13 protein-coding genes are annotated in these 13,088 nt (G+C 71.8%); 2 read left to right on the top strand and 11 right to left on the bottom strand.

The features are described from left to right. Window positions 1-75: 75 nt before the first annotated feature. Window positions 76-714 (top strand): GNAT family protein, encoded by a 639-nt coding sequence (locus AB0K12_RS02970; protein WP_364555163.1) that lies wholly within the window; start codon window positions 76-78, stop codon window positions 712-714. On the opposite strand, the gene AB0K12_RS02965 is transcribed toward AB0K12_RS02970, so the two are convergent. The 3 genes from AB0K12_RS02965 to AB0K12_RS02955 are packed head-to-tail and all read right to left on the bottom strand — an operon-like array spanning window position 701 to window position 4,491. Continuing rightward, the gene (locus tag AB0K12_RS02965; RefSeq protein ID WP_364555162.1) at window positions 701-2,662 is read right to left on the bottom strand and encodes an acetoacetate--CoA ligase; all 1,962 of its coding nucleotides are present in this window, start codon (window positions 2,660-2,662) and stop codon (window positions 701-703) included. The two genes, AB0K12_RS02970 and AB0K12_RS02965, sit on opposite strands and share 14 nt — an antisense overlap. A 57-nt stretch (window positions 2,663-2,719) precedes the next feature. Then, a complete protein-coding gene (locus AB0K12_RS02960; RefSeq protein WP_364555161.1) occupies window positions 2,720-3,577 on the bottom strand; it encodes a serine hydrolase in 858 nt (285 codons plus the stop codon). Further along, on the bottom strand, window positions 3,574-4,491 hold the full coding sequence (locus AB0K12_RS02955; RefSeq protein ID WP_364555160.1) for a LysR substrate-binding domain-containing protein: 918 nt from the start codon (window positions 4,489-4,491) through the stop codon (window positions 3,574-3,576). The genes AB0K12_RS02960 and AB0K12_RS02955 overlap by 4 nt, the downstream gene beginning before the upstream one ends. Window positions 4,492-4,578: 87 nt before the next feature. On the opposite strand from AB0K12_RS02955, the gene AB0K12_RS02950 reads away from it, so the two are divergent. After that, window positions 4,579-6,150, top strand: a complete 1,572-nt coding sequence (locus AB0K12_RS02950; protein WP_364555159.1) for a penicillin-binding transpeptidase domain-containing protein — start codon at window positions 4,579-4,581, stop codon at window positions 6,148-6,150. 130 nt (window positions 6,151-6,280) lie between these two features. On the opposite strand, the gene AB0K12_RS02945 is transcribed toward AB0K12_RS02950, so the two are convergent. The 8 genes from AB0K12_RS02945 to AB0K12_RS02910 form a co-directional block, all read right to left on the bottom strand. Continuing rightward, window positions 6,281-6,988, bottom strand: a complete 708-nt coding sequence (locus tag AB0K12_RS02945; RefSeq protein ID WP_364555158.1) for a haloacid dehalogenase-like hydrolase — start codon at window positions 6,986-6,988, stop codon at window positions 6,281-6,283. A gap of 152 nt (window positions 6,989-7,140) precedes the next feature. Beyond that, a complete protein-coding gene (locus tag AB0K12_RS02940; protein ID WP_364555157.1) occupies window positions 7,141-7,767 on the bottom strand; it encodes an HAD family hydrolase in 627 nt (208 codons plus the stop codon). A gap of 194 nt (window positions 7,768-7,961) precedes the next feature. Continuing rightward, the gene (locus AB0K12_RS02935; RefSeq protein WP_364555156.1) at window positions 7,962-8,402 is read right to left on the bottom strand and encodes a DUF2690 domain-containing protein; all 441 of its coding nucleotides are present in this window, start codon (window positions 8,400-8,402) and stop codon (window positions 7,962-7,964) included. A 103-nt stretch (window positions 8,403-8,505) separates the two neighbouring features. Beyond that, complete coding sequence (locus AB0K12_RS02930; protein ID WP_364555155.1) at window positions 8,506-9,012, bottom strand: hypothetical protein; 507 nt, start codon at window positions 9,010-9,012, stop codon at window positions 8,506-8,508. Between the two features lie 90 nt (window positions 9,013-9,102). Continuing rightward, window positions 9,103-9,747 (bottom strand): HAD family phosphatase, encoded by a 645-nt coding sequence (locus AB0K12_RS02925; RefSeq protein ID WP_364555154.1) that lies wholly within the window; start codon window positions 9,745-9,747, stop codon window positions 9,103-9,105. A gap of 41 nt (window positions 9,748-9,788) precedes the next feature. Then, window positions 9,789-11,081 (bottom strand): beta-N-acetylhexosaminidase, encoded by a 1,293-nt coding sequence (gene nagZ, locus AB0K12_RS02920; RefSeq protein ID WP_364555153.1) that lies wholly within the window; start codon window positions 11,079-11,081, stop codon window positions 9,789-9,791. A 58-nt stretch (window positions 11,082-11,139) separates the two neighbouring features. After that, the gene (gene ptsP / locus AB0K12_RS02915) at window positions 11,140-12,807 is read right to left on the bottom strand and encodes a phosphoenolpyruvate--protein phosphotransferase (RefSeq protein WP_364555152.1); all 1,668 of its coding nucleotides are present in this window, start codon (window positions 12,805-12,807) and stop codon (window positions 11,140-11,142) included. Beyond that, entirely contained in the window at window positions 12,804-13,064 is a 261-nt protein-coding gene (locus tag AB0K12_RS02910) for an HPr family phosphocarrier protein (RefSeq protein ID WP_364555151.1), read from the bottom strand. The genes ptsP and AB0K12_RS02910 overlap by 4 nt, the downstream gene beginning before the upstream one ends. Window positions 13,065-13,088: the final 24 nt, after the last annotated feature.

Raw genomic sequence — 13,088 nt, 5'->3', positions numbered from 1 at the left:
TAGATTCAGGAAAATACCCTTTTGTCGGAAAAATGAGTCGCGCGGCCGCCGGGACGTCTGGCACCATCCCGTGCCATGCGCAACTGGCCGCTCTTCGAGCTCTCGATCACCACGCCCCGCCTCACCCTCCGCGTCCCGTCCCTCGAGGACCTCGACGAGCTGGGCGACCGCGCCGCAGAGGGCATCCACGACGAGGGGCAGATGCCGTTCCTCTTCCCGTGGACCGAGGGCGAGCCGGCCGAGCGGGCCAGGCGGACGATCCAGTTCCGTTTCGGCACCTGGAGCAGCTTCAGCGAGGACGACTGGGCGATCGAGTTCGTCGTCGTCCGCGAGGGCCAGGTCATCGGCACCCAGGGCGTCATGGCCTCCGACTTCCCCGTGCTCGGCGAGGTCAAGACCGGCTCCTGGCTGGGCAGGCGCTTCCAGGGGCAGGGCGTGGGCACCGAGATGCGCAAGGCCGTGCTGCACTTCGCCTTCGCCGGCCTGGGCGCGAGGTCGGCGGTGACGGAGGCGTTCGAGGACAACCCATCCTCGCTGGCCGTCACGCGCAAGCTCGGCTACCGGGAGGACGGCACGACCCTGCACAACCGCAAGGGCAAGCCGGTCGTCACCCGCCGCTTCCGTATGGACAGGGAGGAATGGCGGGAGGAGCCCGGTTTCGAGCTCCACAACCTGGAGGCGTGCCTGCCCCTGTTCGGCCTCAAGAGCCGGTGAAGTGGCGCAGCACCTCGGGGTTGGCCATGGCGTCGGGGTTGGCGGCCTGCTCGACGGGCGTGCCGAGGAGGATCTTGCGTACCGGCACCTCTAGCTTCTTGCCCGACAGCGTCCGCGGGATGCCGGGCACCACCCTGATCTCGTCGGGCACGTGGCGCGGCGACAGCTCCTTGCGCAGGGTGGCGCGCAGCTCGCGTTCGAGCGGCTCGGTCAGCTCGGCGCCTTCGGCCAGCGTGACGTAGAGCAGCAGCCGGCCCTCCTGCCCGAGCTGGCCGGTGTCGATGACGAGGCTGTCGGCGATCTCCTCGAAGCGCTCGACCACCCGGTAGAACTCGCTGGTGCCCATGCGGACGCCGCCCCGGTTGAGCGTGGAGTCGGAGCGCCCGTAGATGACGCAGCCGCCGTCCCCGTTGATCTTGATCCAGTCGCCGTGCCGCCAGACGCCGGGGTAGACGTCGAAGTAGCTCTCGGCGTAGCGCCGCCCCTCGGGGTCGTTCCAGAAGCGGACCGGCATCGACGGCATCGGCTGGGTCAGCACCAGCTCCCCCACCTCGCCGATCACCGGCTTGCCCGCCGGATCGTACGCCTCCACCTTCGCCCCCAGCGACCGGCAGGGGATGATGCCGGCCCTGATGGGGTGCAGCAGCGTGGCGCCGACGAACCCCGTGCACACGTCGGTGCCGCCGGAGAAGGACCCCAGCGGCGTGCCGGGAAGCTGCCCGGCCAGCCAGGCGAAGCCCTCGGGCGGCAGCGGCGAGCCGGTCGAGCCGACCCCGCGCAGCCGCTCGAGCCCCTCCAGCTGCAGCCCCGCCTTCAGCGAGGCCATGATGTACGGCGCCCCCACCCCGAAGTACGTCACCTCCTCCGAGGCGGCGATGCGCCACAGGGCGGCCGGCGACGGATGCGTGGCCGAGCCGTCGTAGAGCACGGGCGTGGCCCCCACCAGCAGCGCGCCGATGAGGTAGTTCCACATCATCCAGCCCGTGGTGGTGTACCAGAAGAACACGTCACCGGGGCCGAGGTCCTGGTGGAAGGTGAGCGCCTTGAGGTGCTCGAGCACCACGCCGCCGTGCCCGTGCACGATCGGCTTGGGCAGCCCGGTCGTGCCGCTGGAGTAGAGGATCCACAGCGGGTGGCCGAACGGCACCCGCTCGAACTCCAGCGGCCCCTTTTCGGCCCGCAGCCCCTCCCAGCCGATCACCTGGCCGTGCGGCACCTCGGCGGCATGACCGCCGATCGGTTCGGCCTGCTGCGGGGCCCTGCCCTCCTCGGCGGCGGCCAGGTAGGGGATCCACACGGTCGCCCGCAGCGAGGGCAGCGCGGCGGCGATCTCGTTGACCGCGGCCGAGCGGTCGAAGCTCTTGCCGTTGTAGTGGTAGCCGTCGACCGCGATGAGCACCTTCGGCTCGATCTGCTTGAACCGGTCGACGATGGACGGCACGCCGAAGTCGGGCGAGCCCGCCGACCAGATGGCGCCCAGCGAGGCGGTGGCGAGGAACGCGATCAGCGCCTGCGGGATGTTGGGCAGGTAGCCGGCCACCCGGTCGCCGCGGCCGACACCGAGCCTGACCAGCCCGGCCCGCACCCGCGCGACCTCCTCGCGCAGCTCGGCCCTGCTCAGCTCCTGCCGGCCGCCGTCCTCGCTGACGAAGATCAGGCCGGGGCCCTCGTCGTGGCGCAGGGCGTTCTCGGCGTAGTTGAGCGAGGCGCCCTCGAACCAGGTCGCCCCGGGCATCGTGCCCGACAGCACGGGGCCGTCGCCGCGCTCGCCGATCACCTCGAAGTAGTCCCAGATCGACGTCCAGAACGCGCCGGGGTGCTCGACCGACCACCGCCACGCGTCCTCGTAGCCGCCTGACCTGCCCAGCCACCTCAGATAGCGGGTCAGCCTGGCCGACGCGACCACCTCGTCGCCCGGCTCCCAGAGAAGCTCGCCCTCAGCAACCATGTCATCATCCTGTCGCCCGTACGGAGGAATGTCATACCCGGCGTCCCCCATAACTTGCTACCTCCGTAGGTGGTCCACCGCCATACGCGCGGCCGTGCCGATCACCGCGTCGGCGCGCGGCTGGATCAACGCCGTGCTGAACGACCGGGTGAAGACCGACACCGCGTACCGGTGGCCGTCGGGGTACTCGACGACGCCCGACTCGCAGCGCAGCGTCGGGTAGGTGCCGGTCTTGCCGCTGACGGCGACGTCGTCGTACGGGAAGCCGGAGGCCAGCCGGTGCGGCCACACCTGCATGTTGAGCACGCTGCGCATCCACGCGCACGACTCGGCGGAGGCGGCCTCGTCGCGCCAGATCAGCTCGAACAGCCGGACCATCTCGCGCGGCGTGCTGCGGTTGGTGTGCGCCGGGTCGAGCACGCTGAGCCGGGCGATGTCCTCGGGATCGAGGTACGGCCACCCGTGCCCGGTGTCGTCCCGCATGCGCGCGTTGCCCTCCCCCGCCCCCTGCACGACCCTGGTCCGCGCCAGCCCGAGCCCGTCCAGCATGGCGTTGACCGCGTCGCACCCGATCAGGTCGAGCAGCGTGTCGGCCGAGGTGTTGTCGCTGACCGCGATCATGAGGTACGCCAGGTCGCGCAGCGAGATCGTCACGTCGTCGAGCATCGCGGCGATCCCGGTGGGCCCGGGGATGCGCCCTTCAGCGGGCACCGTGACCTGAGTGGCAGGGTCGAGCAGCCCGGCGTCGGCCTGCCGGCAGAACTCCACCAGCAGCGGCACCTTGAACATGGACGCCGTCGGCAGCAGCTCATCGGGCCCGTGGCCGAGCTCGTGGCCGGTGTCGACGTCGGCGGCGCACAGCCAGCCGGTCACCCCGGCGCGGGTGAACAGGGCGTCGAAGTCGGGCGGGGTCATGCCAGCATCCCCGGTCTGCGGCTGACCCGCCGCTGGGGCGCGGCGCCCTGCTCGGTCATCCCGGCGCTCTCCTTCAACGTCCGTACGGCCACGGCCGCGAAGTCGGTGGTCGCGGCCGTCGCCGTGCGCCAGGCCGTGGAGACCCGGCTCGCGATCGGCGAGCCTAGCAGCGGCCGCCAGGCCAGCCCCGGGAGCTCCACCTTCGGCCCGAACGCCACCGCCGCCCCGGCCAGCACCAGCCCGAGCCCGGCGCCGTCATGGACCTGGGCGGGCACGTACCCGTGGCGGCGGCACTCGGCCAGCACCTCGCCCCGCCAGCCGGGCTCGCCCTCCTGGGGCGGCAGCAGCAGCTCGCGGCCCGCCAGGTCGGCCAGGTGCACCTCGCCGACGGCCGCCAGCGGGTCGCTGTCGGCCAGCAGCACGCCCTGGGGCTGCACGAGCAGCTGCCCGAAGCGCAGACCTGGCGCGGTGATCGGGTGGCGGACGAGCCCGACGTCGATCGTGCCGTCGGCCAGGGCCGCCACCTGGTCGGCGGTCCAGATCTCGGCGGGCGCGATGCGTACGTCGGGGCTGGCCGCGCGGAAGGCGGCGATCAGGGCGGCCAGCACGGACGCGGCCAGGTCGGGCGGCACGCCGACCTTCAGCACGGTGCCGCCGCCCTGCCTGGCCAGCTCGTGCAGCCGGTCGACGCGGGTGACGATCGCGCGGGCCTCGCCCAGCAGCAGCCTGCCCTGCTCGGTGAGGCGTACCTGGCGGGCCGAGCGGTCGAACAGCCGTACGCCGAGCTCCTCCTCCAGCCGCTTGATGCGCTGGCTGAGCGGCGGCTGAGCCATGCCGAGCCGGATCGCCGCGTTGCCGAAGTGCAGTTCCTCCGCCACCACGATGAAGTAGCGCAGGTGCCGGACAAGGTCCATGACCAGCCAATATATCCACTTTTATAACTACGCGTCCCTCATATCAATATTGGACACCGTTACTCCCCATCTGGTGTTCTCTGCGGCATGGCACCGCAAACGGGGAGAATTTACGGCAGGCGTCGCCGCAGGCGATGGCCCTGGATCGTGGCCGGGCTGCTGGTCCCGGTCGTCGTGGCGGGCGGCGTCGTCTGGGTGACGCGAACCCAGGGCTCGCCCGAGGAGACCGCCGACCACTACCTGGCAGCCTGGAGCGCCCAGGACTACGCCACCATGCGCAACCTGGTCGCCGACCCGCCCGCCGACTTCGAGCGCGCCCACCGCGACTTCCGCACCGGGCTGAAGCTGACCGCCGCGCACTTCGAGCGCCGCGACCTGAGCGAGGGCAAGGAGGTCATCGCCTTCCGCGCCGCGCTGTCCGGGCCGCGCGACCTCGCCTACACCGGGCGGCTGCGCCTGGTCGAGCGCGACCGTACGTGGAAGGTGGCCTGGACGCCCGCCACCATGCACCCGCAGCTTCGCAAGGGCCTGTCGCTGCGGGCCGTCAAGCGCGACGCCGAGCCGGTACGCGTGCTCGCCGCCGACGGCACCCAGGTCAACGACCCGTCGGCGCCCGGCTCCGTGCAGCAGCTCGTCGAGGGCATGAAGCAGACCTTCCCCGACCGGTTCACGGCGCGCGGGAACACCGTCATCGGGCTCTACCGGGGCGATGAGCTGCTACGGAACGTGGCCGGGGAGACGGACGGCGAGCCGCCGATCCAGACCACGCTCGACCTCAAGGTGCACCGCGCCGGCGCGCAGGCGCTCAAGGGCGTGGACAAGCCCGTCTCGCTGGTGGCGCTGCGGGCCTCGACCGGGGAGATCCTGGCCGTGGTCAACGCGCCCGGCGGGTTCAACAGGGCGCTCATGGGCAAGTACCCGCCCGGCTCGACGTTCAAGGTGGTCACCGCCTCCGCGCTGGTCGCGGGCGGCATCGAGCCGGGGCAGCGGGTCACCTGCCCGGCCGAGCAGAACATCGGCGGCTTCCCGTTCCACAACGCCGGCTACGAGGACTTCGGGACGCTGACGTTCCAGAACGCGTTCGCGCACTCCTGCAACACCACGTTCGGGCAGCTCAGCGTGGACCGGCTGAACGGCGGCCGGCTCGCCGAGGTGGCCAGGAGCTTCGGCTTCGGCACGCCGATCGCGCCGGGCGTGCCCGCCGTACGCGCCGAGTTCCCCGACCCCAAGGACGACACCGACCTCGCCTCCGCCGCCATCGGGCAGGGCAGGGTGCTGGCCAGCCCGCTCAACATGGCCTCGGTGGCCGCCGCGATCGCCTCGGGCGCGTGGATCCCGCCCCGGCTGGTCACCGGCGAGCGCATCCCCGGACGGCAGCCCGACACGCCGCGCCCGCTGGAGAAGGGCGTCGTGGACGCGCTGCGCGCCCTCATGCCCGCCGTGGTCACCGACGGCACCGCGCACGGCGTCAGCTTCCCGTCGGGGACGGCGGGCAAGACCGGCACCGCGGAGTACGGCTCGGGCAAGGAGCCGCCCGCGCACTCGTGGTTCATCGGCTACAAGGGAGACGTGGCGTTCTCGGTGATCGTGGAGGGCGGCGGCGCCGGCTCAGCGGTCGCCGCCCCGATCGCCGCCCGCTTCCTCAAAGCCCTCGGTTGACCCGGCACGCACGGACCTCTTGGGGCGCAGGAACCTCTTGGACGCACGGACCTTTGGGACGCACGGACCTTTGGGGCGCACGGACCTCGCCGGCCCGGGGATCAGCCGGTCTTCCCATGCCGTGGGAGGGTCAGACCGCGCGGCTGTCCAGGGGCGCGGTCAGGGCCGCGACCGCCGCCACCACCTCGGAGGCGTCGGACAGGTCGGGCAGCACCACGTCGGCCCCGGCCTCGCGCAGCTCGGACGCCATCGACCGCCCCGACGTGACGCCGATCATCGCCGCCCCGCCGATCTTGGCGGCCTGCACGTCACGGGTGGAGTCGCCGATCACGACGGTGTTGGCCGCGGTGAACGGCGTGCCCAGCCGCTGCTTGGCCCGCGACTGGGCGACCTGGAGCAGCGTCGCCTTGGGGTAGACCTCCTCGCCGTAGCCGCCGAGCTCGAAGTCGATGTGCTTGTCGAGCCCGAACGCCTTGAGCTTGAGCACGGCGTTGCTCTTGATCGTGCCGGTGAGCACGGTCTGGACGACGCCGTCGAGCCTGGAGACGGCCTTGAGCGCGGCCTTGGCCCCGGCCATCATGCGCCCTTCCTTGGCCAGCCGCCCGCGCCGGTCGGCGAAGGCGGTGGCCAGCGCCGCGAGGAACCTGGGCAGATGGTCGTCCTCGGCCACGATCCCGTTGACGGCGAGCGTCTCGAAGACGATCTCGGAGTCGGGGCGGCCGAGCGGAGGGACGAGCTTGACGAGCGGACGCCCGGTCACGACGCGGAACGCCTCGGCGTAGGCGTCTCTGCTCACGATGGCGACGTCGACCAGCGTCAGGTCGACGTTCCACAGCACAAGGCGATTGATGGCGGCCTCCTGAAGGATCTCTCAGCAGGGTAGGCCATCACGGCCTCCGGCATCCTCACCCACGTGGATTCCGGCATGACCGGCCACTGAAGGGGCCGCCGAAGAGGCCGGCCAGACGGCCGGCCTTCAGGGACGGGCCGTCAGATGTGGTCCAGCGCGTCGGCGAGCCGATCGACCACCGGGAACCCGGTGCTCTCCAGCTCCTGCCTGGTCGTCATGCCGCCGGTGTAGAGCACGGCCCTGGCGCCGACGTGGCGGGCGGCCAGCCCGTCGTCCACGCTGTCGCCGATCACGAGGACCTGGGCGGGATCGACGTCCAGCGCCCTGATGTGCTCCTCCATGTGCGCGGCCTTCTCGCCGCCGGTGCTTCCGTGCAGGCCGTCGATCCTGGTGAAGTGCCGGGTGATGCCGAACGAGTCCACCTTGGGCACCAGGTGGGCGTGCGGGGCCATCGAGCAGAGCGACTGGGTGCCGGTCCAGGCCGCCAGCATCGTCTCGGCGCCGGTGGCCAGCCGGCACACCTCGGCCAGCCGGAAGTAGTGCTCGTGGAAACCCTGGTCGAGCCGCTCCCACTCGCCTTCGGTGAGCGGGCGGCCGAGCATGCGCTCGTAAGCGACCCAGATGGGGCGGGTGTAGACCGCGCGGAAGCCGTCGGCGGTGAGTGCGGGCAGCGCGTACGGCTTGAAGACCTCGTTGGTGGCCCCTACGACGGCGTCGATGTCGTGGAAAAGGGTGCCGTTCCAGTCCCAGATGATGTGCTGTGTCATGTCGGACCCAAGACTAAATGCCCGCTATGACATTCCGAGGGCGGCCCCTCCCTGAAACGGCGGCGCCCGCACGGCGGCGGGCCGCGCCTCCGAAGGGAAGCACCGGCCCGGCCCGTGCGGGCGAAGCAAGCGGGTCAGCGACCGACCCAGCCGGTCAGCCCGGCGTTTCGCCGGGCGACCGCGTGTCCCGCAGGTCAGCCGCAGGCTTTGCTGGTCGTGCCCTGGGCGTTCTGGCCGCCCCTGCCGCCGTTCCACTGGACGCTCACGCTGCCCCAGGCGCAGATGCGCCTGGCCTTGAGCATGTTGCCCCAGTGGCGGCCGCCGTTGCCGGCCTTGAAGCGGAAGGAGTCGGTGCGGCCGTCGGCGGTGTAGACCTTGACGGTGCCGGTCATGGACGTGCCCGTCTTGATCTCCGTCCAGTTCGTCTGGCACCTGCTCGACCACATGAGCTTGATCGTGCCCACCTCGCCGTGGACGCGGCTGGAGATCGTGGCCGTGCGGACCGCGCGGGCCGTGGTGCCGCACCCCGACTTGTACGGGTCCTTGTGGTCGTAGGACGCCGCCTGGACTGCTGCGGGTGAGCCGGCCAGGACGGCCATCGCTCCGATGGCGACCGCCAAGACTCGACGCTTCACGTGGAACCGACTCCTTCAGTGCGACATACTGTGCTGCGTCGTGACCTTAGCGTGACGTGACGACACCTAGGCGCGAGCCGCACGAGCCGTGATCTCTCCGTTATCAACCGAGAAGGTCGGGAATTTCCTGGGTCGCGTACCACATGAGCTCGTGTGCCTCGGCGCCGTCCACGGTGAAACGGGCGTCGTCGTCGCCCGCGTCGGAGGCGGGCAGCGCGGCGATGGCCGCCTCGATGTCGGGCACCGCGTCGTGGTCGTCGATGTGCACGGCGGCCACCTTGGCCATCGGCACCGGCTGCGCGAGGCGGACGCGCCCGCGCTCCTCCAGGGCGGCGCCCGCGGATACGGCGCCCTCGGGCACCTCGGCGGCGATCACCACCCGCCGGGCGGGGGCGTCGACGCCGTCGGCGCGGTCGGCGGCCAGCATCCGCAGCGAGGCACGGGCGGCCTCGGTGAGCGCGACGTACTCGAGCTCCTCGGTGTCGCCCGATGCGTACCACTCGATCAGCGCGGGGGTCACCGCGTAGCCGGTCAGCGGGGCCGGGCCCACCTCTCCTGCCTTCAGCACCGAAGCCAGCGCCGGGAGAGTACACGGCAGATAGACGCGCATGACGAACCTTTCCAAACGTGCGGGGCTCGCTCAGGCGGGAGCCCGATCGCCACCTTACTCATGGTCCCTGGTCACGACGGTGGTGATGGGCTACTTCCGCAAGGTGAGACGCAGCAGGCCCTCCAGCTGCCCGATGGTGGTGGCGGCGTCGCGGTGGTGGATGCCGTTGATGCCGAGCGCGCCGGCGGCGGTGATGTTGGCCTCGATGTCGTCGATGAACACGCAGTCGGCGCCGGTCAGGCCGATGAGGTCGAGCGCGTGGCGGAAGATGCGCTCCTCCGGCTTGCGCATGCCGACCTCGCCGGAGATGACGACGGCGTCGAAGAGGTCGTCCCAGTCGTCGCGGGGGTAGGTGTTGGCCCACGAGTTGGACAGCAGGCAGGTCTTCACGCCGTTGCCGCGGACGTCGCGGAGCATGTCGTACATGGCCTCGACCCGATCGAAGCCCGCGAACATGCGCTCCAGCAGCCCTTCCGCGACCGGCGGCACGCCGTCGACGGTGAGCAGCCGGGCGGCCAGGTCGCGCTCGAAGGCGGCGCCGTCGATCTCGCCCCTTTCGAGGGCGTGGACGACGTTGTCGCCGTCTCCGCCCCGGTAGGCGTGGTCGATGAGCTCGCGCATCACCGTGTAGTAGCGGTCGGCGTCGATGCGGTCGGCGGCGATCCAGCGCGCGATGGAGTCGGACAGGCTGGTGGTCAGCACCCCACCCCAGTCGATGAGCACACCCGTAACCATCGTTCTAGGGTAGAGCGTCCGGAAAAGCCCGATAACTCCGGTCAGTCGCCTGCCTTGGCGGCCAGCTTGCGGTGCGCCGACGAGCGCAGCACGTCGGACGCCTTCGCCGCCGAGGCCACCGGCGCCTCGGCCAGGAAGCCGCGCTTGTGCCTGAGCGTCAGCAGCCGGGTGACCGACTGGTCGAGGCGCTGCTCGGAGATGCGGCCCGACTTCACCGCCGCCAGCACCGCCTTGTAGGCCTTGGGCAGGTCGTTGGGCATGAGCAGCAGGTCGGCCCCGGCCAGCACGGCACGCACGGCGACCTCGCCGTCGTCGTACTTCTTGCGCGCGCCCGCCATGTTGAGCGCGTCGGTGGAGATCACGCCCTTGAAGCCGAGCTTCTCGCGCAGCAGGCCGGTCAGGATCGGCTTGGACAGCGTGGCCGGGTCACCCGACGGGTCGAGCTTGGGGAAGACGATGTGGGCGCTCATCACCGCGTCGACGCCCGCGTCGATCGCGGCCTTGAACGGCGGCGCGTCGAGGCGCTCCCACTGCGCCTTGGTGTGCTTGATGATCGGCAGCCCGGTGTGGCTGTCGACGCTGGTGTCGCCGTGGCCGGGGAAGTGCTTGGCGGTGGCCGCGATCTTCGCCTCACCGAAGCCCTTGACCGCCGCCGCGACCATCTTGGCCGCCCTCCTGGGGTCGTCGTCGTAGGCGCGGCGGCCGATGACGGGGTTGCGCGGGTTGACGTTGACGTCGGCGACGGGCGCGAAGTCGAGGTTGACCCCGAGCGCCCGCAGCTCCTCGCCGGTCGCCTTGGCCACCTGGCGAGCCAGGTCGGTGTCCTTGGTGTCGCCGATGTCGCCCGCGCCGGGGAACTTCGTCATCAGCGCCGACATGCGCGACACCAGACCGTTTTCCTGGTCGGTGCCGATGATCAGCGGCACCTTCGCCGAGGCGCGCTGCAGGCCGTTGGTCAGGCCGACGACCTGGCTCGTGCTCTTGACGTTGTGGGGGAAGAGGATCACGCCGCCCAGGTGGTATTTCGCGATCACCTTGGCCGGGGTGCGCGCGGAGTAGCGCGCCTGGTTCTCGCCCGAGGCGGAGCCGGCCGTGGTGCCGTAGAGGACGGGCATGAAGAGCTGGCCGACCTTTTCCTCGGTGGTCAGCCGCGCCAGGACCCGCTGGACCTCGCTCTGAGCGGGCGTCGGGGCCGCCGACGGGACCGCGGACGTGGTGCGCGCGGGCGGGGCGGCCTTGCCTCCGGTCGGCTCGGCCCCCGCCGTTCCGCCGCCACCGCCGCACGCGGTGAGCGCGATCACCAGGAGCCCTGTCGTACCGATCCGTCGAAGCATGACTCCAAAGGTATCCATCCGACGACGCGCCCGGACCCCGCGCTCGCTCTCAGCGCAGCTACAACCCGAGCCTGGCGAGCCCCGGCAGGTGCACGCGGGCCGCCGCGCGAGCGTCGGCCGCCGACGGCTGCGCCCTGGCCGCCTGCGCCGCTGTACGGCACTGCTCCACGGTGTGCGCGGCCAGCCCGGCGCGTACGCCGGACAGCGCCGACGGCGCCATGGACAGCGTCGAGGCCCCCAGCCCGGCCAGTACGCAGGCCAGCGCCGCGTCGGCGGCCGCCTCCCCGCACACGCCGCACGGCTTGCCCGCCCGCGAGGCCGCCTCGGCGACCAGGGCGACGAGGTCGAGCAGCCCCGGCTGCCAGGGGTCGTGCAGCCCGCTGACGGCGCCCAGACCGCGGTCGGCGGCGAAGGCGTACTGGCTGAGGTCGTTGGTGCCGACGGAGACGAAGTCGACCTGGGAGATCACGTCGGCGGCGCGCAGCGCGGCCGCCGGGATCTCGATCATCACGCCGACGTCGAGCAGGCCCTTGTCGGCGCACTCCCTGGCGAACCAGGTGGCTTCCTCGGCCGTGGCCACCATCGGCGCCATCACCTGCAGCTCGGGGACGGCGACCGAGGCCAGGGCGCGGAGCTGGACGTCCATCACCTCGGGCGCGCGCCTGAACAGGCGCAGGCCCCGCTCCCCGAGCGCCGGGTTCTGCTCGGCCGGCGTGGGCAGGAAGCGCAGCGGCTTGTCCGCGCCGCCGTCGAGGGTGCGCACCACGACCCTGCCGCCGGGGAAGGCGTCGAGCGCGGCCCGGTAGGCCCGCTCCTGCTCCTCGATCGACGGCGGCTCGGCGCGGTCGAGGAAGAGGAACTCGGTGCGGTAGAGGCCGATGCCCTCGGCCCCCGCGGCCAGCGCGGCGTCGATCTCGGCCGGGCCGCCGATGTTCGCCAGCAGCGGCACGGGATGGCCGTCGGCGGTGGCGCCTGGACCGGTCCACGTCGCGAGCGCGGCCTGGCGGGCGGAGGCGGCGCCGACCGCGTCGGCCACGTCCGCCTCTTCCGGCGCCACGCGGACCTCGCCCGAGGTGCCGTTCACCATCACCTCGACGCCCGGCGGGATGCGGGTCGCGCCGGGGCAGGCCACGACCGCGGGCACCCCGATCGACCTGGCCATGATGGCGGTGTGGCTGGTCGGGCCGCCCTCCTCGGTGACGAACGCGACCACGTCGTCCCTGGACAGCAGCGCCGTGTCGGCGGGCGCGAGGTCCCTCGCGACCAGCACGTACGGCTCCTCCGGCGCCACCGGCAGCCCGGGCAGCGCCTGCCCGTAGAGCAGCGCGATCACGCGGTCCCTGATGTCGCTCAGGTCGGCGGCCCGCTCGCCCAGGTATCCGCCGGATCCGGCCAGCACGTCCCGGTATTTCGAGAAGGCCTCGAAGACCGCTCTGGGGGCGGCCAGGCCGCGGTCGATCAGTGTGCGCACCTTCACGACCAGCCCGGGGTCCTCGGCCATCAGCGCCTGGGCCTTGAGTATCTCCTCGGCCTCGCCGCCCGCCTGGTTGCCGCGGGCCTCCAGCTCGCCCGCGACCTGCTGGAGCGCGACCATGGCACGCTCCTTCTCCTGTTCCGCCTCACCGGTGTAGGTGGCGCCCTCGGGGGGTTCGGGCACGGAGACGGTCAGAACGAAAGAGGGTCCGTGCCCGATGCCCGGGCTGACCCCCACCCCCCGCAGGTTCATGGCGTACTGGCGATCGCGGCCAGCTCGTCGAGCACCTCTTCCGACCCCTCGCCCTCAGCGGAGATCACCACGGTCTCGCCCTGCCTGACGTCGAGGGCCATGATCGCGAGAATGCTCTTGCCGTTGACCGGCCCGCCACCGTGCGGCTTCTCGACCGTGATCTCCATCGGCGCCTGCTTGGCCCGCTGGACGAACGTCGCCGCGGGCCGGGCGTGCAGCCCTACCTCCGCCGCCACGGTGACCTTGCGTTCACCCATTGTCGTCGTTCCTCCTTCTGTGCC

It is taken from the genome of Nonomuraea sp. NPDC049419, assembly GCF_040676995.1.
GTDB lineage: Bacteria > Actinomycetota > Actinomycetes > Streptosporangiales > Streptosporangiaceae > Nonomuraea > Nonomuraea salmonea.
This window is presented reverse-complemented; position numbering and strand designations above follow the sequence as displayed.